This is a genomic window from Streptomyces sp. Inha503, from assembly GCF_047215865.1.
GTDB lineage: Bacteria > Actinomycetota > Actinomycetes > Streptomycetales > Streptomycetaceae > Streptomyces > Streptomyces lycopersici.
In genome coordinates this window covers 1,008,134-1,032,738 of record NZ_CP178360.1, presented here as the reverse complement: position 1 = coordinate 1,032,738, position 24,605 = coordinate 1,008,134, and the positions used below count along the sequence as shown (strand labels likewise).

The following is a 24,605-nucleotide window of genomic DNA, read 5'->3' as shown; positions in this document are numbered from 1 at the left end:
TGGCGCCGCTCAGCGTGTCACTCGGCGGCTCGCTCGTCCGCCCCCTCAGCCGTCACCGGCCTCGAGGGCGACGATGCGCTGGGCGCCGTCCGCCGCACCGGGACGACGGCTGGTGAGGTCCAGCCGCAGCCGTGAGGTGCGCACCGGGTCGAAGGTGATGACCGTCGGGGTGTCGGAGGCGGTGGCCCAGGCGATGGACGCCCCGCGCACCGGGACGTACGCGTGGCCGTTCCAGGCGGACACCTCGACCGAGGCGGGCAGGGTGTGCGTGGCGTCCACGGTGAAGGACACCTCCACACGGCGCAGCCGCCGCCTCCCGCTCCAGGTCACCGAGACCCAGTCGGCCTTCCGGGCGCCGTCGAAGGCGGGGAGCAGCGCCGTGGCGGGCTTGCGGAAGGCGTTGGACCAGGCGGTGGCCGGATCGCCGTCCAGCATCGCCGAGGGCAGGGTCGTCGGCGCGCCCGAGTAGCTCGCGTCGGCCAGTGGGTGGTGCGGGGCGCCGGGGCCGGGGTCGGGCGCGAACGGCGTGGGGCGGGTGACCGGCTCCGAGGTCCCGCCGGTGGCGCGGACGGTGGCGGTGGCGGTGCGCAGCCCCGCCGAGCGGGCGGTGATGGTCAGCGGCCCGGCCTCGGTGCCGGCGCGGACGATGGCCAGGGCCTTGCCGTGGAAGGCGGTGCGGGTGCTCGCCTGGTAGCGCTCGGCGCTCTCCTGACGGCCGTTGTCGACCCCGGCCAGGGAGCCTCCGGTGACCTTGAAGGCGATCAGATGATCGGCGTCCGGCACCACCACGCCCTCGGCGTCGACGACTTCGGCGGTCACGAAGCACAGTGAGCGGCCGTCGGCCTCGACGGTCTTCCGGTCGGGGGTGAGCCGTACGGCGTGCGGGCGTCCCGCCGTGCGCAGCACATCGGTGGCCACCACCCGGCCACCGCGCCGGGCCACGGCCTTCAACTCGCCGGGTGCGAACGGCACCTTCCAGGTGAGGTGGAGCTTTCCGGCGCTGCCGCCCGGGCTGGTGTAGCTGCCGGGGTAGGGGCCGGAGGTGACGGTCTTGTCGTCGCCGGTCGGCTCGGTGGTCTCCAGATAGGCGCGGCCGTCCGTGGTCTTCTTGGTGTCGAACTCACGGACCCCCAGCGATCGTCCGTCCAGGAACAGCTCCACGGTGGCGACGTTGGAGTAGGCCCACACCTCCACGGTCTCGCCCGGCCGGTGGCCGGTCCAGTCCATGGGGACCAGATGGACCATCGGTTCGCTGGTCCACTGGCTCTTGAAGAGGTGGTACATGTCCTTGGGGAAGCCCGCGGTGTCCACGGCGCCGAAGAACGACGCCTTCACCGGGAACACGTCGTACGGCGTGGGCTCGCCGATGTAGTCGATGCCCGACCACAGGAACTGCCCGGCGAAGAACCTCCGGTCCCGGTCCTTCTTCAGCCCGTACTCGCCGCTCATCGTCCAGGAGGCGAGGTTGTTGTCGTAAGAGGAGGTCTGGCGCCTGCCGGGGGTGTGGTTCTCGCCCGTGTTCAGGTGCTCGGGCTCCTGATAGGCGCCGCGGGTGGAGGTTTCCGAGGAGGACTCGGACTCGAAGAGGAACAGATGCGGATAGCGGGCGTGCAGGGCGTCCACCGAGGCGGCGGTGTTGTAGTTCAGGCCCAGCCCGTCCAGCTTGGCCAGCATCAGATCGGCGGGGGAGCCCTCGGCGGGCAGCGCGCGGTACTTGTCCGAGCCGATCACCACGGGCCTGGTGTCATCGGCCGCGCGCACGGCGTCGATGAGCCGCTGGGCCATCTCCAGCCCCGGGGCGCTGGTGGAGTCGGGGATCTCATTGCCGATGGACCACATGACGACGGCGGGGGAGTTGCGGGCGGCGCGCACCATCTCGGTGATGTCCGCCTCGCAGTGCTCGTCGAAGAAACGCCCGTAGTCATAGGTGTTCTTGCCGGTGCGCCAGCAGTCGAACGCCTCCACCAGCATCACGATGCCGAGCCGCTCGCAGGCCTCGATCAGCTCCGGCGCGGGCGGATTGTGCGAGGTGCGCAGGGCGTTGACGCCCATGCTCTTCATGATGGTCAGCTGGCGCAGCACGGCGTCGGCGTTGACGGCGGCGCCGAGCGCGCCCAGGTCATGGTGGAGGTCGACGCCCCGGAGCTTGGCGTATTGGCCGTTCAGCGAGAATCCGCGCTCGGGGTCGAAGGTGGCATGGCGGAACCCGAAGGGGGTGCGGTACCGGTCGGTGGTGTCCTGGCCCACCCGTAGTTCGGTCTCCAGGACATAGCGCCGAGGGGTGTCGAACGACCACAGCCGCGGCCGGTCGATCCGCAGCTCCTGGGTGGCGGTACGCGTGTCACCCGCCCCGACGGTGAGGGTGGAGTGCGCCTGGACCACCATGTGCCCGTCGGGGTCCTTGACCGTGGAGACCACGGTCACCGGCTTCCGGCCGTCCGACTCATTGACCACGAGGGTCCGCGCCCGCACGGTGGCATGTCCGGCGCGCAGGGTGGTGGCCAGGCCGGGGGTGGTGAGGTACGTGCCCCACCGGGCCACATGGACCGGGTCGGTGACCACGAGCCGGGCGTGGCGGTAGATGCCGCTGCCGGAGTACCAGCGGCTGCTGGGAAGCCGGTTGCGCACCTTGACGGCGAGGACGTTGGGGGTGGCGCCGTCGGTGTGGGCCACTTCGGTGAGGTCGAGGGTGAAACCGGTGTATCCGTAGGGGTGTTCGCCGATGAGCCGTCCGTTGCAGTACACGGACGAGTCCATGTAGACGCCGTCGAATTCGACGGAGATCCGCTTGCCCTCGAGGGCGCGCGGCAGGGTGAAGGAGGTGCGGTACCAGCCGAGGCCGCCGGGCAGGAAGCCGGTGCCGCCGCTGGTGCCGTGGTCGGTGGTGGGGGTGAGCTCGATGCTCCAGTCGTGCGGAACCGCGACCTCGCGCCAGGCCGAGTCGTCGTAGGCCGGGTCGTGGGCGTGTTCGTAAGCGCCGGTCGGGTCGGTGATGCCGCCGGGGTTGACGAGGGCGAACCGCCAGCCGTCCGTGAGCGGGACGGTCCGGCCTCCCATGGCGCGGGACGCGGTGGCGGACTGGGCGGGAGCGGCCGTGACGAGTGCCCCGGCCATCGGGGCGGCGGTGCCTGCGATCAGTAACGATCTGCGAGTGACCGCCATCGCGATCCCCATTCTCTTCGATTGTGTGGTGGACCGACCACAACGGCCCTTTGTGCAACAGATTCTGACAGTTTCAAACAGGGAACTGTCAAGAGGTCCCGCAGGGGCCCGGGGGAGTCGTACGAACGACGAGGTGGCCCCCACCCGCGGCGGGGGCCACCTCGTCGGAAGGGGGACTGGCCGGCACTCAGTAGTCGTAGTGGTGGTGGTGCCGGTGATGGTCGGGCTCCTCCACCACCGGGGGTGCCACGGCGCCCGGCTCGACGATGCGCCGACGCTTGTAGACACTCACATACGCGCATGTGCCGATGACGCCGACTGCCATCAGAATCAGGCCGACCAGGTGGACATTGAAGCCGTTGGCGTTCCAGTCGGTGGCGAAGGTGAGAATCCCTCCCACCGCGATCATCAAAATGCAACCGCCGAGGCCCATCAGTTCTGCCTCCGTACATGAGTTCGCTGTTGTGGGCTGGTTCGCACCGAGTACCCAGGCCCGCCGGGGCCAATCTCACGCCCCGCCGTCCTCGCGCTCCACGGCGGCCACCGTCTCCTCCAGCGCCTGGCGGTCCGCGCGCGCCTTCGCCCGGTCCTTGGCCGAGGCGTCGGTGACATCGAGGAAGACCTGGTCGGCGTGCGGCCAGAGCTCCGCCATCGCCGTCTTGACGCGCACCAGAACCTCCTCGACCTCCTCGCTGTCAAGGCCGGGAACGAGATCGACCCGGGCCGCCACCAGCGTCGAGTCATTGCCCAGACGCATCGTCAGCAGCGTGGTCACGGTGTCGATCTCCGGCTGAGCCTCGAGGAACCGGCGGAGCTCCTGGCGCTGCGCCGGGTCGATCGCCTCGCCGATGAGCCGCCCGCGCGACTCCCTGGCCAGCCGGTAGGCCACATAGACCAGCAGCGCCCCGATCAGGAAGGAGGCCGTGGCCTCGTAGGCCACCTGGCCGGTCAGCATGTGCAGCCACATGCCGAGCAGGGCGAACACCACGCCGAGACAGGCGGTAGAGTCCTCGGCCAGAACGGTGCGCAGTGTGGGGTCGTCGCCCCTGCGCAGTTCGGTCGCCATGGAGCGGCCCGCTTCCCGGGCGTGCCCGCGCACCTGGAGCAGCGCCCGGACCAGCGACGAGCCCTCGGCGATGAGCGCCACGCCCAGGACCGCGAGGCCCACCAGATAGCCGCTGTGGTCCTCGGAGCTGCCCGCGCTCAGCGCCTCGGCACCCTGGAAGAAGGAGAAGCAGCCGCCCATGACGAAGATGCCGACGGCGGCCAGCAACGCCCAGAAGTAGCGGTCCTTGCCGTAGCCGAAGGGGTGCTGGTCGTCGGGGGCCCGCCTGCTGCGTTTGAGGGAGGCGAGCAGAAACACCTCGTTGAGGCTGTCCGCGACGGAGTGAGCGGCCTCCGAGAGCAGCGCGGGGGAGCCGGCGAAGATCCCGCCGACGGCCTTGGCCAGCGCGATCACCACATTGGCGCCGAGCGCGACGAAGACGGTGACGGCGGTCCGGGTGTCCTGGCCCTGCCGGGCGCCGGATCCGTCCGGCCCGTGGTCGCTGTCCTGCGCGGCCGGTGCGCGCGAAGCCTCCGGCGCGTCCGGTGCGCGCGAGGTCTCCGGCGGGTCCGGTGTACGCGGCGTACGCGGTGTTCTGTGCCGGTCGGAGGAGTGCGTGGTGGAACGGCTCATCGGCGGGAAACTCCGTAGGCGCGAAGTCCATGCCGTCCTCATGGCCCTCTCCGCCGGGGCGGCCGGACGGCCTGTCCCCTTCGCGTGTGTCCCGATGTCGGGACCTCAATCGTGACACACCCGCCCGAGGGAGCGCGCCCCGCCGGATCCATCCGGTCCACGGGGCGCGCTCGGATGGGGTCAGCCGGCCGGGGCGTTCGGGGACGCGGGCACCTTCGGCAGATCGCTGAAGACGTCGAGCCCCATGGCGGCGGCGATCAGCAGACCGATCACGCCCAGCGCCACCGCGCCCCAGGCCACCGCGGTCACCCAGGGGGCCCCGGCCGTGACGGGCCGCCGCTGCCGCAGCAGCACCACGGCGGCGATCACCACGGCGGCCAGCGCGAACAGCCCGTTGACGAGGGCCGTGGTGTGCCACGGAGTGCCGTACACCGCGGATATCTGATCGGCGGCCGACCCGGACTGGGCCTTGATCTGGCCGGTCAGCTGCTTGCGCTCCTGGAGCATGGTGCCGAGCCAGGTGCCGGAGAGCGAGGCGAGCCCGAGGCCCGCGGCGACGACCGAGGCGGCGCCGGGGACGATGCCCGGTGTGGTGGCCGGGGGAGGCGCCGCGATGTCATCGGCGGGGTCTGATGCTTCCAGCGGGTCCGGGGTCTCCTCCGCGTCCGGGGTTTCCCGCTGGTCCGAAACAGCGTCCGGGACACCCTCCGCCGTGGCTTCCTCGGCTTCTGCGGGCTGCGCTGCGGTGTCGGTCGGTTGGTCGGTCTTGGTGGTGTCCATGTGCCGCAACCGTACGGACCGAAGATGAGAACTCACTGAGAAAGCGATGTCCTTCGGCCGGCGGCACCGGCCGGGTGGTGGCCGACCACGCCACATACCCTGACCGAAGGGTCTCACCGATGGCCGGGACCCCCATCGAGCACGACGGGAGCACCCCGTGGTCTCCTCCACCCCTGGCGGCGCCGCCCCCGACGGCGGGGCACGGCACCGGCTGCGCGCATGGCTGCTGGAGGGCCTGACCGACATCGCCAAGCGCCAGCCCGGCCCGCACGCCGAGCCGGAGGGCGCACACCGGGGCCGGCCGTGGTGGCGGGTGATGTGCCTGACCGGTCTGGACTACTTCTCCACCCTCGGCTACCAGCCCGGGATCGCCGCCCTGGCGGCCGGGCTGCTCTCCCCGCTGGCCACCGTGGTGCTGGTGGTGGTGACCCTGGTGGGCGCGCTGCCGGTGTACCGCAGAGTGGCCGAGGAGAGCCCGCACGGCCAGGGCTCGATCGCGATGCTGGAGCGGCTGCTGACCTTCTGGAAGGGCAAGCTGTTCGTCCTCACCCTGCTGGGCTTCGCGGCCACCGACTTCCTCATCACCATCACCCTCTCCGCCGCCGACGCCACCGCCCACCTGGTGGAGAACCCGCATTTCACCGCGGCCCTGCGCGGCCATGAGGTGGCCGTCACCCTGATCCTGGTGGGAATGCTCGGCGCGGTGTTCCTCAAGGGGTTCACCGAGGCCATCGGGATCGCGGTGGCGCTGGTCGCCGCCTATCTGCTGCTCAACGCCGTCGTGGTGGCGGTCGGGCTGTGGCATGTGTGCACCGCGCCCCATGTGATCCCCGACTGGTCCAAGGCGCTGGTCGCCGAGCGCGGCAGTCCGCTGGTGATGGTCGGCGTGGCGCTGGTGATCTTCCCGAAGCTGGCCCTCGGCCTGTCCGGGTTCGAGACGGGCGTGGCCGTCATGCCGCATATCGAGGGCAAGCCGGGTGACACCGAGGAGCGCCCCGCCGGACGGGTCCGGGGCGCCCGGAAGCTGCTGACCACCGCCGCGGTGATCATGAGCGTCTTCCTCATCACCTCCAGCTTCATCACCACCCTGCTGATCCCGCAGCGGGCGTTCGAACCGGGCGGCGAGGCCAATGGGCGCGCCCTGGCCTACCTCGCCCATGAGTACCTGGGCTCCGCGTTCGGCAGCGTCTACGACGCCTCCACCATCGCCATCCTCTGGTTCGCCGGTGCCTCGGCCATGGCCGGACTGCTCAATCTGATGCCCCGCTATCTGCCGCGCTACGGCATGGCGCCCCACTGGGCGCGCGCGGTCCGTCCCATGGTGCTGGTGTTCATCGCCGTCGCGTTCCTGGTGACCTGGCTGTTCAAAGCGGATGTGGACGCCCAGGGCGGTGCCTACGCCACCGGGGTGCTCGTGCTCATCACCTCGGCCGCCATCGCCGTCACCATCGCCGCCCGGCGCGCCCGGCAGCGCGGCTGGACCATCGGCTTCGGTGTCATCTCGCTGATCTTCCTGTACACCACCGCGGTCAACGTCATCGAGCGGCCCGACGGCGTCAAGATCGGCGCCTGCTTCATCGCGGGCATCATGGCCGTATCGCTGCTGTCCCGGGTGGCCAGGGCGTTCGAGCTACGGGTCACCAGCGTGACGTTCGACGCCCTGGCCGAGCGATTCCTCCGCGACACCGCCCACCGCAGGATCCGCTTCATCGCCAACAAACCGGAGAGCCGCGACCTGGCCGAGTACCGCGAGAAACAGCACCAGATCCGAGGGGACAACGACATCCCGCCCGAGGACGACATCATCTTCGTCGAGGTCACGGTGGCCGATCCGTCCGAGTTCGAGAGTGAGCTGCGGGTGTGCGGCGAGGTGGTGCACGGCCGCTACCGCGTGCTGACCCTTCAGAGCGCCACCATCCCCAACGCGCTGGCGGCGCTGCTGCTGCGGGTGCGGGATCTGACCGGGCAGCGCCCGCACATCTACTTCGAGTGGACGGAGGGCCATCCGCTGGCCCACTTCCTGCGCTTCTTCCTCTTCGGCCAGGGAGAGGTCGCCCCCGTCACCCGTGAGGTGCTCCGCGAGGCCGAGCCCGACCGCGGCCGCCGCCCCCACGTCCACGTCGGCTGAACGGATCCCGCCGAGCCGGGGGCGGCGGCCACGTCAGGCCGCCGCCGGTGTCAGGACACCGTCGGGCTGTCAGGGCGCCACCGGCTCCGGGTCCGGGTCCACGGCGGGCAGGCTGTCCATGAACGAGCTCACCGAGAACACCGCCCGCCCCGGCCCCGGCGGGCCGTATCCGGGCGGCGAGGACAGCCCGAAGTCCTCGAGCGTCGCCCGGTAGGTCTCCAGCAGCCGGATGTGGTACTCCAGCGGGGCGCCCTGCGGATTCTCCTTGCCCAGCGGTGTCGTCGGCTCGGGACACCAGGTGGTGAACCGGGGTACGACCCCGTGCGACATGAAGAACCGCAGCCCCTCGGCGGTGGAGTCGATCGCCTCGGCCACGGACGCGAAGCCGAGCGGCTGGGCCATCTCCACGCCCGCCACGAAGTTGGGGATCACATTCCGGGCGCCGAACACCTCGGCCGAGTCCAGGATCCGGCGGTGCCATTCGTCCCGGCCGATGTAGCGCTCCTTGCCCGGGCAGTACAGCTCGAACAGCCGCCGGTCCCACACCTCGAAGTTGGGGTGGTAGATCCGCACCCCGTAGTCGTGGAACCGCTGGACGTCTTCCTTGGGCAGCGCCTGCGCCACCACCTTGCCGATCCACCGGCCGGGGAAGCGCTCCTCGATGGCCTTCGCGTACTGGCCGTAGAAGTCGGCCTCGTCACGGCCGCCCACATGCGAGGTGATCGCGCCGCCGGTGAGGGTGTACGCCTGCGAGGTGCGGGCGGTGTCATGGCGGTCGATGATCTCCAGCGCCTCCAGCACCTCCTCGACCGGCTTCACCCCGGTGTACGGGCGGCCCGCCGCCTTGTGCTGACGCCAGTTGTGGTTGATGTCGCAGTACTGGCACTCCTCCTTGGCGCCGAAGTACTGGCACACCCGGAAGACCGTCAGATAGACCAGATAGCCCCACTGGATGGTCGGCGCGACCTCCATCACCGACTTGCCGTTCGACAGCGTGTGGCGGTAGTAGTCCGGCATCGGCGGCAGCCCCACATCGGCGATGCGCGCACCGTCCAGATACAGCCCCAGCGCACCGTCCTCCCCGGCCCGGACCACATACGGCGACGCGGGGTTGACGCGGACGGACACCACGGTGCGGCGGAGCTCGTACGGCCCGCCGGTGAGCACGATCTCCTCGGGCGGCCGGTTGAGGGCCGCGGCCCCCAGCTCCGGCAGGGTGCGGTGGTCGAACGAGAAGATGAAGTACGACTTCGGCTTGACGTCGCCGTCCTCGTTGCCGCTGAGCGCGGACTCGTCGAAGGCCATGCCGCCGCGCAGCAGATCCTCCTTGAGCACCGCTTCCCGGGGCACCTGGGGGAAACGCCCCATCAGCCCCTCGATCAGCGCGGTTCGTCTCTCACTCGCCATCTGCTGCACCATCCCCCTGGCTCCGTACGGATGCGGTGTGCTTCCCCCGCGGGTCTCTGTGCCGCTGAACACCATAGATCAGGGCCGATGTTCGGCTCCAGGCCGCCCGCCCCGGGCCCACCGTGTGTCGCTCCCGCGTCCGCCCCCAGTCCGTCCGAAGGGCGGTTCGGGGCCGGTCCGCCTACGGTGGAAGGGCCATGGCTGTCAACCGGCTCGGCATGGTCGTCCACCAGGCCCGCCCCACCGCCGTCGCGGCGGCCCGCACCGCCCGCGCATGGGCCGCTGCCCATGGCATCTCCTGCTTCGAGCTGGACGTCTGGCGCGGTGACCAGCCCCGGCGCAGCGCCCAGGAGGAGTCGGAGGCGGCCGGCCACCCCGATCTGATCGTCACCTTCGGCGGCGACGGTACCTTTCTGCGCGGTGCCCGGCTCGCCGCCAGGAACGGGGCCGCGGCGCTGGGGGTGAACGTGGGGCGGGTCGGCTTCCTCACCGAGATCGGCGTCGACCAGGTGGAGGACGCGCTGAACGCCGTCCACGAGGGCCGGGCCACGATCGAGGAGTGCATGCTGCTCACCCTGCGGGCGTCCCGGCCGCTGGAGATGCCCGAGGGCATGGAGGCGCTGCTGCGCTACGGGCGGGGCCCCGTACCGCCCCCGCCCAAGGTCCGCCCCGGCCGCGGCGGCCCCGAGGAGGCGGGCTGGGGTATTCCGCTGGACGTCAACGCCGTCAACGACGTGGTCTTCGAAAAGCTCGCCCGCGATCGCCAGGCCGGTCTCGGCGTGTATGTGTCCGCGCAACTGCTCGCCTCGTACTCGGCCGACGCGATCATCGTGGCCACCCCGACCGGTTCCACCGCCTACAGCTTCGCCGCCGGCGGGCCGGTGGTCTCCCCGTACCTGGACGCGGTGGTCTTCACCCCGGTCGCCCCGCACATCGCCTTCGACCGCACGGTGGTGGCCGCGGTGGACGAACCCGTCGCCGTACGGGTGCTGCCGACCTCGGGCCGGGTGGCGGTCAGCCTCGACGGGCAGCTGCGCGGAGTGCTGGACCCGGGCGACTGGGTGGCGGCCTACCGGGCACCGGTCCGGCTGCGGCTGGTACGGCTCGCGCCGACCCAGTTCTACCACCGGCTGCGGGACCGCTTCCGGCTGGCCGACTCGCCCGCCGCCGACGTGGCCCCGCCGTTCTACCGCCCCAGCTCCCCGATCCCGCCGGACCTGGCACATCTGCGGCTGCCCCCGGTGCCCGACGACCCACCGGAGCCGGGGCCGGACGGCCCACGCTGAAGATGCGGGGCGCACCCCCCGATGCCAGGCTGAGGGGTGTGACAGCTCACGCGTTTCACAGCGACTTCGCGCTGCGTGTCAACGGTGCCGACCGCCCCCTCACCCTCGACCACCGGGTGACCCTGCTGGACGCCCTCCGCGAACACCTGGCGCTGACCGGGGTCAAGAAGGGGTGCGACCACGGACAGTGCGGGGCCTGCACCGTCCTGATCGACGGGGAGCGCGTCAACAGCTGCCTGGTGTTCGCCGTGGCCGCGCAGGGCCGGGACATCACCACCATCGAGGGCGTGGCCGGGCTCGCCGCCCCCGGGGAACTCCACCCGTTGCAGCGGGCGTTCCTGGACCACGACGGCTTCCAGTGCGGCTACTGCACACCCGGCCAGATCTGTTCCGCCATCGGCGCGCTCACCGAGGCCGCGCGCGGCTGGCCCAGCCATGTGACGGAGGACATGGCGGCCGGGGTCCGCGCACCGGATGAGCTGGACGCCGACGAGATCCGCGAGCGGATGAGCGGCAACCTGTGCCGCTGCGGGGCGTACCCCGGCATCGTGGCCGCCATCCGCGAGGTCGCCGGGGCCGACGGCGGCGGGGCGCCCGTCCGGGCCGGTGCGGCGGGAGGGGCGCGATGAAGCCCTTCGGCTACGAGCGCGCCACCGATCCCCAGGCCGCCGCAACGCTCGTGGCCGACTCCACCGAGGCGGTGTACCTGGCCGGGGGCACCAATCTGGTGGACCTGATGAAGCTCGGGGTGACCGAGCCCGCCCTGCTCGTCGACATCACCGGGCTCCCGTACGACACCGTCGAGCACCGCCCGGACGGCGGTGTGCTCATCGGCGCGCTGGTCCCGGGCAGCCGCCTCGCCGGGGACCAGGGCATCCGCGAGCGGTTCCCGGCGCTGGCCGAAGCGCTGCTTTCGGGGGCCTCAGGGCAGCTGAGGACCGTGGCCACCACCGGCGGCAATCTGCTCCAGCGCACCCGCTGCGTGTACTTCCAGGACGTGACCAAACCCTGCAACAAGCGGCGGCCGGAGACCGGCTGTTCGGCCGTCCAGGGCCTCCACCGCGACCTGGCCGTGCTCGGTACGTCCGACTTCTGTGTGGCGGGCCACCCCTCGGACATGGCGGTGGCGATGGCCGCGCTCGACGCGGTCGTCCATCTGCGGCGGGTGAACGGCAGCCCCCGCACGGTGCCGCTCAACGACTTCTATCTGCTGCCCGGTGACACCCCGCACCGCGAGACGGTGCTCCAGCCCGGCGACCTGATCACCGGTGTGGAGCTGCCACCGCCCCCCGGGGGCGCCGCCATGTCCTACCGCAAGGTCCGCGACCGCTGGTCCTACGCGTTCGCGCTGGTGTCGGTGGCCGCCGTCGTGGCCACCGAGGACGACGGCACACTGCGGGAGATCCGGCTGGGGCTCGGCGGAGTGGGCGCCCGCCCCTGGCGGGCCCGCGAGGCCGAGCGGCTGCTGACCGGGCGGCAGCCGACCGAGGAGCTGCTGCGGGAGGCGGCCCGCGCCGAGTTCGCCCCGGCGCGCCCGCTGCCGCAGAACGCGTTCAAGATCGACCTCGCCGTGGACGTCATCACCGCGGCCGTGCGCGACCTGGCGGGAGGGCAGCGGCGATGACCACGCTCCAGCGGACCGTGGGCGCGGAGGTGACCCGCGTCGAAGGGCGCGAGAAGGTCACCGGTGCCGCGCTCTACGCGTACGAGTACCCGGTGCCGGACGCCCTGTACGCGTGGGCGGTGCAGTCCACCATCCCGCGCGGCAGGGTGCGCGCCGTCGACACCGCCGCGGCGCTGTCCCTGCCGGGCGTGGTCGCCGTGCTCGACAGCCGTAACGTGGCCCGGCTGCGCCCGACCGACACCCCCGAACTCGCCGTTCTTCAGTCCCCGGAGGTGGCCTACCGCGGGCAGATCGTGGCGGCCGTGGTGGCGGACACCTTCGAGACGGCCCGTCAGGCGGCGGCCGCCGTACGGGTCGAGTACGACGTGGACGACCACGACGCCGAGCTGATGGACGGCGATCCGCGCGTCTTCGTCCCCGAGACGGTCAACGGCGGCTACCCGGGGCACACGGAGACCGGCGATGTGGACGCCGCCCTCGCCGCGGCGCCGGTCGTCCTCGACGCCACGTACACCACACCCCCCGAGCACACGGCCACGATGGAACCGCACGCCACCATCGCCGTCTGGGACGGGGACACGCTCACCCTCTACAACGGGGACCAGGGCCCCTGGATGACGGCCGCCAGGGTGGCCGAGCTGTTCGGCCTGCCCGAGGGCGCCGTCCGGATCGTGGCCGACCACACCGGCGGCGGCTTCGGCTCCAAGGCGATTCCCCGGCCGCCCACCGTGCTCGCCGCGCTGGCCGCCCGCGCCGTGGGCCGCCCGGTCAAGGTGGCGGCCACCCGGCAGCAGATGTTCACCATGGTCTCGTACCGCACGCCCACCCTCCAGCGCATCCGGCTCGGCGCCGAACGGGACGGCAGGCTCACCGCCATCTGGCACGACGCGCTCCAGCAGAGCTCCACGCTGACCCCGTACTGCGAACAGACGGTCACCTGTACCCGCGTCATGTACGCCGCGCGCCACCGCCGGACCACCCATCGCCTGGCGCAGCTGGATGTGCCGACGCCCTCGTGGATGCGGGCCCCCGGCGAGGCGCCCGGGATGTTCGCGCTGGAGAGCGCGATGGACGAGCTGGCCGTGGCGCTGGGCATGGACCCCATCGATCTGCGGGTGGCCAACGAGCCGTCCGTGGACCCCGGGACCGGACAGCCCTTCAGCAGCCGCAATCTGGTGGCCTGTCTGCGGGAGGGCGCGGCGCGCTTCGGCTGGGCGGGCCGCGACCCCGCGCCGGGGGGCCGCCGGGAGGGGCGCTGGCTGCTCGGCACCGGAGTGGCGGCGGGCAACTACCCAGCCCTCACCTGGCCCTCCACCGCGACGGCTAGCGCCGAGCCCGGCGGAGGCTTCACCGTACGGATCGCCGCGGCCGACATCGGCACCGGAGCCCGCACCGCGCTGACCCAGGTGGCGGCGGACGAGCTCGGTGTGGGGATCGACCGGGTCACCCTCGACATCGGCCGCAGCGCCTACGGCCAGGCACCGTGGGCGGGCGGCTCGATGGGCCTCAGCTCCTGGGGGTGGGCGGTGTCCAAGGCGTGCCGGGCGCTGACCAAGCGGCTCGACGAGGTCTCCGGCGCGATCCCGCCCGGCGGGCTGGAGGAGCGCGCGGACACCACCGAGGACGTCGAGGCGCGCCGGGCGTTCTCTCGGCACGCCTACGGCGCCCAGTTCGCGGAGGTGCGGGTGGACGCCGTCACCGGCCAGGTGCGGGTGGACCGGCTGCTGGGGATGTTCGCCGCCGGACGTGTCATCAACCCCCGGACGGCGGGCTCGCAGCTGCGCGGCGGCATGTGCATGGGGCTGTCGATGGCGCTGCACGAAAACCTGGAGACGGACCCGCGGTTCGGCGACTTCGCCAACCACGACCTCGCCACGTATCACATCGCGGCCAACGCGGATGTGCGCGATGTCCAGGCGCACTGGCTGGAGGAGAACGACGACGAGCTCAACCCGATGGGCAGCAAGGGCATCGGGGAGCTGGGCATCGTCGGCACGGCGGCGGCGATCGCCAACGCGGTGTACCACGCCACGGGGGTGCGGGTCCGCGATCTGCCGATCACGGTGGAGCGGGTGCGTGCGGGGCTCTCCGCGGGCCTGGCCGCCGGGTTCTCCGCCGGGCCGTCCGCCCGCTGAGCGGCCGCCCGGCCCGTCGCGGCTCCCGGCCCGTCACGGCTCCCGGCCCGTCACGGCTCCCGGGGTGTCCCGCGGTGACGGCACGGGACACCCGGTCGCGTGGGATCAGCCGTTGTCGGCTGCCCCACCGGCGTCGTCCGCGCCCGCGCCGTCACCGGCGGCCCCGGAGTCGTCAGCGGCGCCGCCCGCCGCGCCACCGTCGTCGGCCGCGCCGCCGCCTCCGGCCGCACCGCCGTCGCCGATCTTCGCACCGACCGCCTCCAGCGCGGTCGTCACCGGCTGGAAGAAGGTCTCACCACCGGCCGTGCAGTCACCGCTGCCGCCGGAGGTCAGGCCGATGGCCTGGCCGTCCGCGCTGAACAGCGGGCCGCCGCTGTCGCCGGGCTCCGCGCAGACATCGGTCTGGATGAGCCCGCTGACCGTGCCCTCGGGGTAGTTGACCGTCGCGTCGAGACCGGTGACCGAGCCGTCGTTGAGCCCGGTGGTGCTGCCCATGCGCTGCACCTGCTGGCCCACCGTGGCCTCGCCCGCCGCGGTGATGTCCACGGTCTGGTCGCCGGTGTTCACGGTGCTGGGGGCCTCGGTGTTGGCGTCGTCGTAGGTGACCAGCGCGAAGTCCCCGTCACCGGGGAAGGTGGCGTCCTGCACGGTGCCGATCGCCGCGCCGTTCTGCGAGTCCGACCACTGCTCGGCGGCGACGCCGCAGTGACCGGCGGTGAGGAACGCCGGGGCGCCGCTGTCCGTCGTGACGTTGAAGCCGAGCGAGCAGCGCGCGCCGCCGCCGAAGATGGCGTCGCCGCCCGCGACGAACGGCTTGAACTCGCCCGTGGACTTCTTCAGGGTGGCCATGCCGTCGCCCAGCGACTTCACGGTGGACTCGAGGGTGTCCCACTTCGCCCCGGTGACCGTGGAGTCCGCGGTGACCCGCAGCTCATTGGTCTTGGGGTCCACCGACCAGGAGGTGCCCGGGATGGTCGCCTTGGTCTTGAGGGTCTTCGCGGCGGTCTGTAGCGCCTTGGTGCTGTTGTCGACCTTTCTGGCCACCGCCCCGGCACTCTTGACCTGGACGTTCACATTGTTGTTGTCGCCGACGACATTGACGATGACCTGCTGCTTGTCCTTGTCGTAGTAGGCCCCGCCGAACGCCTCGCCCAGCTGCGACGCGAGCTCCGCGGCGATGTCCGCCGCCGACGCGGCGTCCACCTTCTTGGGCTGCGCCGCCTCGGTCTTGTCGTCCTGTGAGGCGTTGGCGTTGGGCAGGATGATCGCGGCTGCCGCCACGGCGGCGGCCCCGGCCCCCGCGAACACGATCTTTCGCTTGGGTACCCGTTTATGGCTCAACTCATGACCTCCTGTTGGGGGGTTACGGGATCCGCTCATCCGCGACGAGCACAACCCGGCAGTGGATACGGGCGGCGCACGAGTTGTGTTCAGAGTGATTTAGGAGATCTTTACGGGGCCGTCTCCAGCAGCCCGGTTCCCGGCGGCCCCTGCGCGGTGGCCGGGGCGGCGATCAGCTCGCGCCACTCCGGCGCCCGGTGGCAGGCGGCCGTGCGCCCCCGGCCCACCGGGGCGGGTACGGGCGCGGTGCGGCAGACGTCGGTGACGAACGGGCAACGGTGGGCGAAGACACAGCCCTCCCGCGCCGACCAGACGGGCGGTTCGGCCGACGGGCGCAGCGCCGCCGCGCCCGGCCCGCCCTCGGCGCGTACGCTCGGCGCGGAGGCGATGAGCAGCCCGGTGTACGGATGCAGGGGCCGGCCGAACACCTCCCGTACGGGGCCCTGTTCCACCACCCGGCCGCGGTAGAGCACCGCCACCCGGTCGGCGATGCCCGCCAGTGAGCTGAGGTCGTGCGAGATGACCACGACGGCCATGCCGCGCTCGGTGCGCAGCCGGTCCAGCAGCCGCAGCACCCGGTTGCGGTTGGAGGCGTCCAGGGCGCTCACCGGCTCATCGGCGATCAGCAGCCGGGGCCGGGTGACGATCGCCCGTGCGAGCAGCACCCGCTGGCGCTGACCACCCGAGATCGCGCCCGGCAGCCGATCGCCGAGCCGCGCCGCGTCCAGGCCCACCGTCTCCAGCGCCTCGGCCACGCGGGCGGCGGTGTCCGTGTCGCCGAGGTCCCCCGCCACGGCGAGCGGTTCGGCCACGGCCCGCCGGACCGTCAGCCCCGGGTCCAGCGCCCGCAGCGGATCCTGGAACGCGTAACTCAGCCGCCCCGAACGGCGGAACGCGCGCAGCGCGCGCCCCCGCAGCCCGGAGATCTCACGCCCGTCGAAGACCACCCGCCCCGAGCGCGGAGGGACGAGCCCCACGGCCGTTCGGGCCAGAGTGGTCTTGCCCGATCCGGTCTCCCCGATGACCCCGACGATCTCCCCCTCGCCCACGGACAGTTCCACGCCATCGAGCACCGGCCGCGCACCCCGCCGGCCGAAGGCCACGGTCAGCCCGGAGAGCTCCAGCAGCCCGCTCATACCGCCACCTCCCGGGTGGAGCGCCCACCGGTCCGCGACAGATCGAGCTCCTCGCCGCGGACACACCGCACCCGCCGCCCGTCGGCGGTCTCCCGCAGCGGCACCGGACCGCTCAGGCATTCGGGTGCGGCGAAAGCGCAGCGGTCGGCGAACCGGCAGCCCGGCAGCCGCGCGCCCACCTCAGGCGGCGCGCCGGGTATCATCTCCAGCTCGCGCCGCTCCCAGTCGCCGACCGTGGCCACGCGCAACAGCGCCTCGGTGTACGGATGCAAGGGATCGTTCAGGACCCGCTCGGCCCGGGCCGTCCTCGACCAACTCCCCGGCGTAGGCCACCAGAACGCGGTCGCACACCTCGGCGATCACCGCCAGGTCGTGGCTGACCAGCAGCAGCGCCAGATCGTGCTCGGCGCGCATCCGGGCCAGCAGCTCCAGGACCTCGGCCTGGACCACCACATCCAGCGCGGTGGTGGCCTCGTCGGCCACCAGCAGATCCGGTGCGCAGGCCACCGCCACGGCGATCAGCACACGCTGGAGCATTCCGCCGGACAGCTCGTGCGGATGGCGCCGGGCCACCTCGGCGGGGTCGTGCAGCCCGACCGCGGCGAACAGCTCGACGGCCCGCGCATCGGCCCGCGCCCGGTCAAGACCGAGCTTCACCCGCAGCACCTCGGTCAGCTGACGCCCCACGGTCAGCGAGGGGTTGAGATACGAGGCGGGGTCCTGGAAGACGGCGCCCACCCGGGTGCCCCGTACGCGGTCCCACCCCCGGCGGGACAGCCCGGTCAGCGCCTCACCGGCCAGCGTGATCTCGCCCTCGGACACCGCACAGCCCGGAGGCAGCAGCCCGAGCACCGACCGGCAGATGAGGGTCTTGCCGCTGCCGGACTCGCCGACCAGGCCGACGGCCTCACCGCGGCCCACGGTGAACGACACATCGCGTACGGCCGTCAGCCGCCCGGACGAGACGGTGACGCCGAGCCCTTCGACCGACAGCGCGGCTGACGGGTCGGTGCCGGGCGTGGCCGGGTCAGATGGGGAGTGCGGCATCGGCCCGCTCCTTGGTGGTGTCGGGGGATTCGGCGGTGGCGGCGGGGGAGCCGGTGGCCGGGTCCGGAGCGCCGCCGGGCAGCAACTCGTCCGCCCCGGCGTCCCGTACGGCGTCGGCCAGCAGATTGAGCGCACCGGCGGTGAGGACGATCAGCGCGGCCGGGAACACCGGCGCCCAGATCTGCTGGGTGAGGAAGCCCAGATCGGTGGCGAGCATGCCGCCCCAGGTGGCGGCGGGCGGCTGCACACCGACTCCGAGGAAGGTCAGCGAGGAGACCACCAGCAGACAGGTGGCGAGCGCGTGGGCGGCCGTGACGATGACCGTCGGCAGGACCTTGCTCCAGATGTGGGTGCGCAGCACCCGCCCCACCGAGGCGCCGAACAGCTCGGCCGACTCCACGTACTGGGCGTGCCGGAGGCTCAAGCCGGCGGCGCGGGTCATCCGGAAGAACAGCGGGGCGTAGAGCACCCCGAGCGCCAGCATGGCCTGGTGCATCCCGTTGCCCAGCGCGCCCACCACCGCGATGGCGAACACGGTGAACGGCAGCGTCATCAGCGCGTCGACGGCGCGCTGCGCGAGCCACTCGCCCACCCGTCCCATCCACAGCGAGGCCAGCCCGGTCGGCACCCCGACCGCCATCGCGGCGGCCACCGCCTCCACGGCGCCCGCCACCGAGCGGCCACTGCCCTCCAGCAGCCGGCTGAGTACATCGCGGCCCAGGTAGTCGGTGCCCAGAAGATGGCCGGGGCCGGGCCCGCGCAGCATGTTCCGGGGATTCTGGGCCAGCGGGTCATGGGGCGCGAGCCAGCCGCCGAACACCGCCAGCAGCGCGATGGCCAGCAGCACCAGCAGCGCCACCTTGGCGGAGGCCGGCCGCCACGCCCGTCGCAACGTCCTCATCGGCGCGTCACCTCCCGGCGCCGGGAGGCCGGACTCAGCGCGAGCAACGCCGCGTTGACGGCCACATTGACCACCAGCACCACCGCGATGGTCACCAGCAGCGTCCCTTGGATCACCGGGATGTCGTGCTGCTCCGCCGACTGGAGGGTGAGCTGGGCGAGCCCGGGCAGCGCGAAGATCTGCTGGGTGACCACCGCACCGCCGAGCAGCATCGGCACGCTCATCCCGAGCGCCGTCAGCGCCGGTCCCGCGGCGTTGCGCAGGGCGTGGCCGAACACCACCCGCCGGGCGGGCAGTCCGCGCATCACCGCGCCCGTCACATAGTTCTCCCGCAACGTCCCCACCAGCGAGGTACGGAGCTGACGGGCGATGGCGGCCGCTGCCTCCAGGCTCAGCGCGAACGCGGGCATCACCGTGTACCGCAGCCACTGCGCGGGGTCCATGTCCAGCGGCACATAGCCACCGGACGGCAGCCACCCCAGCTTCAGCGAGAACACCGTGACCAGCGCGATGGCCACGACGAAAGCGGGCAGGGTGCCGAGCAGCGCGCACAGCGTGGTCACGGCGCGGTCCAGCCGTCCGCCCGCCCTGAGCGCGGCGGCGACACCGGCGGCCCCGCCCAGCACCACGGCCATCAGCAGCGCGAGCCCGGCGATGGACAGATCCACCGGAATGGCCTGCCGGATGCTGTCGGCCACCGGGACCGTGGTGAACCACGAGCGGCCCAGGTCACCGGTGGAGGCATGCCCCAGCCAGGACACGTACTGCTCCCAGAGCGGCCGGTCGAGGCCGAACTGATGATTCATCCGGGCGATGTCGGCGGGCGTCGCCGTCTCGCCGAGCACGGCCGCCGCCGGATTGGCCCCGGAGAGCGCGCCGAGACCGAAGGTCAGCGCGGACGACAGCAGGAACACCGTGCCCGCCGTGGCGAGTACCCGGCCGAGCGAGCGCGGGAGACGGGCCGGGCGTACGGCCTTACCTCGCGTACGCGCGAGGTGCGCGGCGAGCGCGGTCATCCGGCCGTCACCCCCTCGAACCGCTGTACCACCGGGAGCGAGGGGATGGCGGAGACGGAGGACGTACGGGCGAGGGCGCGCGGCACCGTGTAGAGGAACACGTTGGGCATCGTGCGCACCGCCACCGCGGTGGCCGCCCGCAGCACCTCCGGATAGCGCGGCGACTCCAGAGGGGTGCGGCGCACGGCGGCCACGGCCGCGTCCAGTTCGGGCGTGGTACGGCGGGAGGGGTTCATCAGCCCCTCGGCGCCGAAGAGCACCTGCATCGCCTGTACCGGTGACTCCCGCCCGGCGAACTGGTCGATGTACAGGGCGCGCGAGTGCTGGACGTACACCACCTGCGACGCCCGCGCCTCGGGGATGACCTCGATCCGGGCCCGGAACCCGACCCGGTTCAGCTGCGCCTGCAACTGTTCGGGCGCGCCCTGTGGCTGCGCGGTGGTGATGGTCACCTCGACACCGCCGTGATATCCGGCCTCCTTCAGCAGGGCGCGCGCCCGCTCCGGATCGTGCCGGTAGACCGCGCCGAGCGACGGGTCGAAGCCCGTATAGCCGGGTGGGAAGGGCTGGTGGTCCACCTCGCCATGGCCGAACTGCTCGCTGTCCAGCAGGGCTCGGCGGTCCACGGCGTACTTCAGGGCCTTGAGGACGGCCGGGTCGTCGAAGGGCTTCATTGAGGTGTTCACATCCAGGACGCGCACCACCATCGACGGAATGAGCTGCACCGTGAACCCGGCCTCGCGTGCCGCCTCGACCTGACTGAACGGGATCTGGGCCACATTGAGCCGCCCGGACTGGAGCGCGGCGAGCGCCGTGGTCTCATCGGGTTTGGGGAACGCCTCGAAGCGCTCGACGGCGATGTGCTCGGCGTTCCAGTAGCCGGGGTCGCGGCGCAGGCTCGCCATGGAGTTCTGGGTGTACGACACCAGCCGGAACGGGCCGTGGCCGACCGGCCTGGTGGCCAGCCGCGCCTCGTCCTTCCCGAACGCGCTGGGGCTGACCACCATGCCGGTCTTCCCGGCCAGCAGAGCGGGCAACTGGTAGTCGGCCTCGGTGAGTTCGAGGACCACGGTGTGCGGATCGGTGGCCCGTACCGTGTCGATGGTGGTCAGCTGGGAGGCGATCAGGGACTTGGGGTGGTTCTTGCCGCGTTCGAGGCTCTTCCTGACGGCCTCGGCGTTCACCGGTGTGCCGTCGGAGAACCGCAGTCCCCGGCGGAGGGTGAAGGTGAGCCGCCGGCCGTCGTGGGAGTAGCGCCAGGAGGAGGCGAGCGCGGGTCTGGCGCCGCCCTTGGCATCGAGTTGGGTCAGCCCGGAGTAGACGAGCGACAGCAGATGGACGTCCCAGCCCTTGGAGGAGAACACCGGGTCCCAGGTGGAGGGCAGGTCCCAGCCCCAGCGCAGGGTCTCGTCCCCGCCGCCCGCGCCGGTGGTCGCCATCCCGCCGCAGGCGGCCAGCAGTAGGGAGCCACCCGCCCCCAGGGCCAGTCCGAGCATGGAGCGCCGGTCCGGTGCGGGGGCCGGTGCGGGGCCCGGTGGCGGATCGGGCGGACGGTGGACGGGAGGCGGCGGGGCGGCGGGAGTCATGGCTGGACGTCGCCTTTCGTGGTGTCAACTGCCCCCGGACGGCGCGGGTTTACGGCCGCACACGGCCGCACCCGTCAGCGAGGGAACACGGACGGGCAGTGGCCGGGAAGGCCGGAAGCGGTGGGCCCGGGGAGGAAATGAGGAGAACGAGGGGGACGAGCGACACAAAGCGCTCGGGACGCGGCGGATCGCGGAACGGGAAAGGGGCGATCAGCGACAGATGGCGCTGGCGGTGCGCCGGAAGTCCACGTATCGGCACACCACACCGGGGTGCGTCGTCAGCATGTGCCCATGGTGAGGGGGGAGGGCCGGCGAAGTCAATGGACACCTTTCGGTGTCTCATTCGCCAAGACGGCTACGACCTGGGGATTTTCGACTCCGCGGCGGCGATGAGCGCCGGATGGGTGGCCGCCTCGCCCGGGTGCAGCCACAGTGGCCCGCCCGCCGTGTCGACCCGTACGGCCGCGGGCGGGGGAGTGGTTCCGCCCGTCAGCAGGGACAGATCGGGCCCGGTCAGGCTGCGGTACTTCGCCAGGGCCTCCCCGGGGCCGATCGGCGTCGCCTCCCAGAGCTGCTGGGGAGCCACCGTGCGCAGCGCCGCCAGGTATTCGGGCATGCTCCGCCACCCCGGCGCGGCCACGCGCCCGCCGGGGCCGGAGAACACCAGCGTGGGCAGCGCGTAGCGCACCCCGTCGTCGGTTTCCCTCACCCCCGTGCCATGCGGCCCCGGGGCGTGGAAGGCATGCGCCTCCGGGATGGGGTCGAGGGCCTCGGCGTGGTCCCGCCGGACGGCCGCCACCACCTCCGGGTCGCCCAGCTCCGCTCCGAGCCGCCGCACGTCGACACCGTCCAGGCCGGTCAGGGCGGACCGCACCCGCTCCGCCGTATCGGCCGGAGTGCCCAGCACGAACGTGGTCTCGCGCAGCCGCCGCAGCACCCGCTCCGCGGCCGTCGCGCCCTGCCGCTCGGCCGCCTTCGCGGCGAGCGAGGCGGGCCGGCTGGTGGCCGCCACCCAGCGCAGCTCGTGGGCGTAGGGCGCCCCGGTATGGCGCGCGATATCGGCGATGTAGCGGCCGTACCAGGCGGTCTCCACGGCCGGATCCGGTGCCGGATCGTCGTCCTCGTCGAAGAGGATGCCGAACACCCGGCGCCAGCGGGCCCGCCCCGCGGTGAGCGCCCGCAGCAGGCGGAACGCGGGCTCGGAGCCCCACGCCCACGGGCAGGCCGGATCGGTGTACTCCACGATCTCCACGGCCCCGTCGCCGTCCGCCCCGGAGCGTTGGAGGCGGTCAGAGCGTACGGACGTCATGCGGCCAGCCGTTCGCGGACCAGATCGCTCAGGGCGGTGGAGGTCAGCACCTGGCGCACATGCGCCTCCATCCCGCGCCACACCCCGGGAAGCCCGGCCGCCGGACCGCGGTAGCCGAGGTCGTCCAGCCGCTCGCCGCGCAGCGTCAGGAACGCCCCGTCCACCGCGAGCACGATGTCCGCGAGGGTGGTTTCGCCGGGGTCGCGGGCGAGCCAGTAGCCACCCTCGCAGCCGCGCTGACTGCGCACCAGACCGGCCTGGCGCAGATCGCGGAAGACCGCCTTGAGGAACCGGAAGGGGATGTCCTGGGAGGTCGCTATCGCCTCACACGTGAGCGGCCTGCCGGGGTCCGCGGCCAGCTCCGCCAGCGCCCTGACCGCGTAGTCCGCCTTCGCCGAGATCTGCATACGGCCATTATGCAGCGTGGATTTCACGGTGTTGTGCCTGGTGAGCGAAAGGACATCTGTTGACATCCATTACCGGTGCTTTCTACGGTCGGTGGCATGACGACGCCCGGCGGCGACCCCGCGCAGCAGCACGACGCGTTCCATCCGCATCTGAACGCCACCGCCCCCGACGGTCCGTTGCGGTCGCGTCTGCACCACGTCCGCACCGAGGACGTCGACCCCGGCACCGCCCAGACCGAGGGCATGCGGCGGTTCGCCGCGATCAGCGGCCAGTCGGTGGGGTCCGAGCGGCTCTGGATGGGCCAGACCCATGTGGCGCCGGACACCGCCTCCGCCAACCACCACCACGGCGAGTCCGAGACGGCCATCTTCGTGGTGCGGGGCCACCCCGAGTTCGTCTTCGCCGAGGAGCGGGACGGACATGTCGAGGAGGTCAGGCTGCGCACCCGGCCGGGCGACTACATCTTCGTACCGCCCTATGTGCCGCACCGGGAGGAGAACCCGGACCCCGACGACGAGGCGGTGGTGGTCATCGCCCGCAGCACCCAGGAGGCCATCGTGGTCAACCTGCCGGAGCTGTATGTGCTGGAGCGCGGGGAGTAACCGGCCGCGCGCACGGTCGCCCGCATCGGACCGGTCGCCCTCATCGGACCGGTCGGCCGCATCGGACCGGTCGGCCGTGCATCCGCCCGGCGCTCGTGGGTATTCGCCTCTGCTGTGCCCCCTCCATCGACGAAAGGAGCGGCATCGTGAGCGACGACCGGCGACCGGAGGAGCACGAGGAGCGGGGCGGGATCCCCAGGGACCTCCCCGACCAGCAGGCACAGGACGGGCCCGACCACCTGGACGTGGCGGGCGCCGGCCACGAGCCGGACGATGTGGACGACCTCCCCGAGACCGACGAGTCCGGCACCGGACGGGAGGGCAGGCCGCAGACCGGGAGTGTGCACCCCGAGCAGCCCGTCCCGGACGAGCCCTCGGGGTGAACGCCCCGGGTGCGACGGGGGCGGGTCAGCTACCGGCGGGGCGGGCGCGGACATGGATGCGCTCGCCCTGCGCCCCGAACAGGGAGAGGAACTCCACCGGCTGGTCCCCGGCGTTGGCGAAGCCATGGGGGGTGCGGGTGTCGAATTCGGCGGCCTCACCGGCCGTGAGCACCAGATCGTGCTCACCCAGCGCCAGCCGCAGCCGCCCGGAGAGCACATAGAGCCATTCATAGCCCTCGTGCACCCGCTGCTCCAGCGGTTCATCTCTCCCGCCCTGCGACCGGGGCGGCATGATCTGCTTGTACGCGTGCAGCCCGCCCAGATAGCGGGTCAGCGGGATGAACGTCTGGCCGTGCCGGGAGAACGGCCGTGGATGGACGCGGGGGTCCCCGGTGGCCGGCGCTCCCACCAGCTCGTCCAGCTGCACCCCGTACGCCTTGGCCAGCGGCAGCAGCAGCTCCAGGGTCGGCTTGCGCTGCCCCGACTCCAGCCGCGACAGGGTGCTCAGCGAGATGCCCGTCGTCTCGCTGAGCTGGGAGAGGGTGGTGCCACGGGTGCGCCGCAGCGCCCGCAGCCGGGGTCCTACGGCGGTCAGCACCTCGCTGAGGTCTTCGTCAGCCATACCTTCATTTGCCACCCCGGCAAAGAAGTTTGTCAAGTGGCCACGGCCGGACGC

22 protein-coding genes are annotated in these 24,605 nt (G+C 72.3%); 7 read left to right on the top strand and 15 right to left on the bottom strand.

Annotated features, from left to right (window positions below):
• Window positions 1-45: 45 nt before the first annotated feature.
• From ACJX2R_RS04705 to ACJX2R_RS04690, 4 genes are all read right to left on the bottom strand, one after another.
• A complete protein-coding gene (locus ACJX2R_RS04705) occupies window positions 46-3,162 on the bottom strand; it encodes a glycoside hydrolase family 2 TIM barrel-domain containing protein (RefSeq protein WP_413105771.1) in 3,117 nt (1,038 codons plus the stop codon).
• Window positions 3,163-3,349: 187 nt separating this feature from the next.
• A complete protein-coding gene (locus ACJX2R_RS04700) occupies window positions 3,350-3,595 on the bottom strand; it encodes a hypothetical protein (RefSeq protein ID WP_262698236.1) in 246 nt (81 codons plus the stop codon).
• A gap of 75 nt (window positions 3,596-3,670) precedes the next feature.
• Complete coding sequence (locus ACJX2R_RS04695; RefSeq protein WP_413098905.1) at window positions 3,671-4,840, bottom strand: cation diffusion facilitator family transporter; 1,170 nt, start codon at window positions 4,838-4,840, stop codon at window positions 3,671-3,673.
• 180 nt (window positions 4,841-5,020) lie between these two features.
• The gene (locus ACJX2R_RS04690; RefSeq protein ID WP_262698238.1) at window positions 5,021-5,620 is read right to left on the bottom strand and encodes a hypothetical protein; all 600 of its coding nucleotides are present in this window, start codon (window positions 5,618-5,620) and stop codon (window positions 5,021-5,023) included.
• A gap of 157 nt (window positions 5,621-5,777) precedes the next feature.
• Between ACJX2R_RS04690 and ACJX2R_RS04685 the strand changes: the two genes are divergently transcribed.
• Window positions 5,778-7,748, top strand: coding sequence for an amino acid transporter (locus ACJX2R_RS04685; RefSeq protein WP_413098904.1), 1,971 nt, complete (start codon window positions 5,778-5,780; stop codon window positions 7,746-7,748).
• Window positions 7,749-7,817: 69 nt separating this feature from the next.
• On the opposite strand, the gene ACJX2R_RS04680 is transcribed toward ACJX2R_RS04685, so the two are convergent.
• Entirely contained in the window at window positions 7,818-9,155 is a 1,338-nt protein-coding gene (locus tag ACJX2R_RS04680) for a radical SAM protein (RefSeq protein WP_413098903.1), read from the bottom strand.
• A 197-nt stretch (window positions 9,156-9,352) separates the two neighbouring features.
• On the opposite strand from ACJX2R_RS04680, the gene ACJX2R_RS04675 reads away from it, so the two are divergent.
• Genes ACJX2R_RS04675 through ACJX2R_RS04660 form a run of 4 tightly spaced genes read left to right on the top strand, consistent with a single transcriptional unit; the run spans window position 9,353 to window position 14,200 of the window.
• On the top strand, window positions 9,353-10,441 hold the full coding sequence (locus ACJX2R_RS04675; RefSeq protein ID WP_413098902.1) for an NAD(+)/NADH kinase: 1,089 nt from the start codon (window positions 9,353-9,355) through the stop codon (window positions 10,439-10,441).
• 2 nt (window positions 10,442-10,443) lie between these two features.
• Entirely contained in the window at window positions 10,444-11,070 is a 627-nt protein-coding gene (locus ACJX2R_RS04670) for a 2Fe-2S iron-sulfur cluster-binding protein (RefSeq protein WP_262698242.1), read from the top strand.
• Complete coding sequence (locus ACJX2R_RS04665) at window positions 11,067-12,065, top strand: FAD binding domain-containing protein (protein ID WP_413098901.1); 999 nt, start codon at window positions 11,067-11,069, stop codon at window positions 12,063-12,065. Before ACJX2R_RS04670 ends, ACJX2R_RS04665 begins: the two co-directional genes overlap by 4 nt.
• On the top strand, window positions 12,062-14,200 hold the full coding sequence (locus tag ACJX2R_RS04660) for a xanthine dehydrogenase family protein molybdopterin-binding subunit (RefSeq protein WP_413098900.1): 2,139 nt from the start codon (window positions 12,062-12,064) through the stop codon (window positions 14,198-14,200). The genes ACJX2R_RS04665 and ACJX2R_RS04660 overlap by 4 nt, the downstream gene beginning before the upstream one ends.
• Before the next feature lie 105 nt (window positions 14,201-14,305).
• Here the strand turns inward: ACJX2R_RS04660 and ACJX2R_RS04655 are convergent, their stop codons facing one another.
• From ACJX2R_RS04655 to ACJX2R_RS04615, 9 genes are all read right to left on the bottom strand, one after another.
• On the bottom strand, window positions 14,306-15,541 hold the full coding sequence (locus ACJX2R_RS04655) for a S1 family peptidase (protein ID WP_413098899.1): 1,236 nt from the start codon (window positions 15,539-15,541) through the stop codon (window positions 14,306-14,308).
• A gap of 110 nt (window positions 15,542-15,651) precedes the next feature.
• Entirely contained in the window at window positions 15,652-16,677 is a 1,026-nt protein-coding gene (locus tag ACJX2R_RS04650) for an ABC transporter ATP-binding protein (RefSeq protein WP_413098898.1), read from the bottom strand.
• The gene (locus ACJX2R_RS04645; RefSeq protein WP_413098897.1) at window positions 16,674-16,925 is read right to left on the bottom strand and encodes an oligopeptide/dipeptide ABC transporter ATP-binding protein; all 252 of its coding nucleotides are present in this window, start codon (window positions 16,923-16,925) and stop codon (window positions 16,674-16,676) included. The genes ACJX2R_RS04650 and ACJX2R_RS04645 overlap by 4 nt, the downstream gene beginning before the upstream one ends.
• Window positions 16,858-17,724, bottom strand: coding sequence for an ABC transporter ATP-binding protein (locus tag ACJX2R_RS04640; RefSeq protein WP_413098896.1), 867 nt, complete (start codon window positions 17,722-17,724; stop codon window positions 16,858-16,860). Before ACJX2R_RS04640 ends, ACJX2R_RS04645 begins: the two co-directional genes overlap by 68 nt.
• Complete coding sequence (locus ACJX2R_RS04635) at window positions 17,705-18,625, bottom strand: ABC transporter permease (protein ID WP_413098895.1); 921 nt, start codon at window positions 18,623-18,625, stop codon at window positions 17,705-17,707. Before ACJX2R_RS04635 ends, ACJX2R_RS04640 begins: the two co-directional genes overlap by 20 nt.
• Window positions 18,622-19,641, bottom strand: a complete 1,020-nt coding sequence (locus tag ACJX2R_RS04630) for an ABC transporter permease (RefSeq protein WP_413098894.1) — start codon at window positions 19,639-19,641, stop codon at window positions 18,622-18,624. Before ACJX2R_RS04630 ends, ACJX2R_RS04635 begins: the two co-directional genes overlap by 4 nt.
• A complete protein-coding gene (locus ACJX2R_RS04625) occupies window positions 19,638-21,227 on the bottom strand; it encodes an ABC transporter substrate-binding protein (RefSeq protein WP_413098893.1) in 1,590 nt (529 codons plus the stop codon). Before ACJX2R_RS04625 ends, ACJX2R_RS04630 begins: the two co-directional genes overlap by 4 nt.
• 355 nt (window positions 21,228-21,582) lie before the next feature.
• The gene (locus tag ACJX2R_RS04620) at window positions 21,583-22,536 is read right to left on the bottom strand and encodes a DsbA family protein (protein WP_413098892.1); all 954 of its coding nucleotides are present in this window, start codon (window positions 22,534-22,536) and stop codon (window positions 21,583-21,585) included.
• The gene (locus tag ACJX2R_RS04615; RefSeq protein ID WP_413098891.1) at window positions 22,533-22,943 is read right to left on the bottom strand and encodes an RrF2 family transcriptional regulator; all 411 of its coding nucleotides are present in this window, start codon (window positions 22,941-22,943) and stop codon (window positions 22,533-22,535) included. Before ACJX2R_RS04615 ends, ACJX2R_RS04620 begins: the two co-directional genes overlap by 4 nt.
• Window positions 22,944-23,039: 96 nt before the next feature.
• Between ACJX2R_RS04615 and ACJX2R_RS04610 the strand changes: the two genes are divergently transcribed.
• Together ACJX2R_RS04610 and ACJX2R_RS04605 are read left to right on the top strand one after the other, a co-directional pair.
• Window positions 23,040-23,546, top strand: a complete 507-nt coding sequence (locus ACJX2R_RS04610) for a cupin domain-containing protein (RefSeq protein WP_413098890.1) — start codon at window positions 23,040-23,042, stop codon at window positions 23,544-23,546.
• A gap of 146 nt (window positions 23,547-23,692) precedes the next feature.
• The gene (locus tag ACJX2R_RS04605) at window positions 23,693-23,929 is read left to right on the top strand and encodes a hypothetical protein (RefSeq protein ID WP_413098889.1); all 237 of its coding nucleotides are present in this window, start codon (window positions 23,693-23,695) and stop codon (window positions 23,927-23,929) included.
• Window positions 23,930-23,954: 25 nt separating this feature from the next.
• Here ACJX2R_RS04605 and ACJX2R_RS04600 read toward each other — a convergent pair whose 3' ends face one another.
• Window positions 23,955-24,551 (bottom strand): helix-turn-helix domain-containing protein, encoded by a 597-nt coding sequence (locus ACJX2R_RS04600; protein ID WP_262698255.1) that lies wholly within the window; start codon window positions 24,549-24,551, stop codon window positions 23,955-23,957.
• Window positions 24,552-24,605 lie beyond the last annotated feature (54 nt).

What these genes read in the sequence shown, in the direction of transcription:
- ACJX2R_RS04695 (WP_413098905.1), bottom strand. Translation starts at nt 4,840, where the DNA reads ATGAGCCGTTCCACCACGCACTCCTCCGACCGGCACAGAACACCGCGT.
- ACJX2R_RS04705 (WP_413105771.1), bottom strand. Translation starts at nt 3,162, where the DNA reads ATGGCGGTCACTCGCAGATCGTTACTGATCGCAGGCACCGCCGCCCCG.
- ACJX2R_RS04690 (WP_262698238.1), bottom strand. Translation starts at nt 5,620, where the DNA reads ATGGACACCACCAAGACCGACCAACCGACCGACACCGCAGCGCAGCCC.
- ACJX2R_RS04630 (WP_413098894.1), bottom strand. Translation starts at nt 19,641, where the DNA reads ATGACCGCGCTCGCCGCGCACCTCGCGCGTACGCGAGGTAAGGCCGTA.
- ACJX2R_RS04635 (WP_413098895.1), bottom strand. Translation starts at nt 18,625, where the DNA reads ATGAGGACGTTGCGACGGGCGTGGCGGCCGGCCTCCGCCAAGGTGGCG.
- ACJX2R_RS04670 (WP_262698242.1), top strand. Translation starts at nt 10,444, where the DNA reads ATGCGGGGCGCACCCCCCGATGCCAGGCTGAGGGGTGTGACAGCTCAC.
- ACJX2R_RS04625 (WP_413098893.1), bottom strand. Translation starts at nt 21,227, where the DNA reads ATGACTCCCGCCGCCCCGCCGCCTCCCGTCCACCGTCCGCCCGATCCG.
- ACJX2R_RS04675 (WP_413098902.1), top strand. Translation starts at nt 9,353, where the DNA reads ATGGCTGTCAACCGGCTCGGCATGGTCGTCCACCAGGCCCGCCCCACC.
- ACJX2R_RS04650 (WP_413098898.1), bottom strand. Translation starts at nt 16,677, where the DNA reads ATGAGCGGGCTGCTGGAGCTCTCCGGGCTGACCGTGGCCTTCGGCCGG.
- ACJX2R_RS04620 (WP_413098892.1), bottom strand. Translation starts at nt 22,536, where the DNA reads ATGACGTCCGTACGCTCTGACCGCCTCCAACGCTCCGGGGCGGACGGC.
- ACJX2R_RS04600 (WP_262698255.1), bottom strand. Translation starts at nt 24,551, where the DNA reads ATGGCTGACGAAGACCTCAGCGAGGTGCTGACCGCCGTAGGACCCCGG.
- ACJX2R_RS04615 (WP_413098891.1), bottom strand. Translation starts at nt 22,943, where the DNA reads ATGCAGATCTCGGCGAAGGCGGACTACGCGGTCAGGGCGCTGGCGGAG.
- ACJX2R_RS04610 (WP_413098890.1), top strand. Translation starts at nt 23,040, where the DNA reads ATGACGACGCCCGGCGGCGACCCCGCGCAGCAGCACGACGCGTTCCAT.
- ACJX2R_RS04665 (WP_413098901.1), top strand. Translation starts at nt 11,067, where the DNA reads ATGAAGCCCTTCGGCTACGAGCGCGCCACCGATCCCCAGGCCGCCGCA.
- ACJX2R_RS04700 (WP_262698236.1), bottom strand. Translation starts at nt 3,595, where the DNA reads ATGGGCCTCGGCGGTTGCATTTTGATGATCGCGGTGGGAGGGATTCTC.
- ACJX2R_RS04640 (WP_413098896.1), bottom strand. Translation starts at nt 17,724, where the DNA reads ATGCCGCACTCCCCATCTGACCCGGCCACGCCCGGCACCGACCCGTCA.
- ACJX2R_RS04660 (WP_413098900.1), top strand. Translation starts at nt 12,062, where the DNA reads ATGACCACGCTCCAGCGGACCGTGGGCGCGGAGGTGACCCGCGTCGAA.
- ACJX2R_RS04680 (WP_413098903.1), bottom strand. Translation starts at nt 9,155, where the DNA reads ATGGCGAGTGAGAGACGAACCGCGCTGATCGAGGGGCTGATGGGGCGT.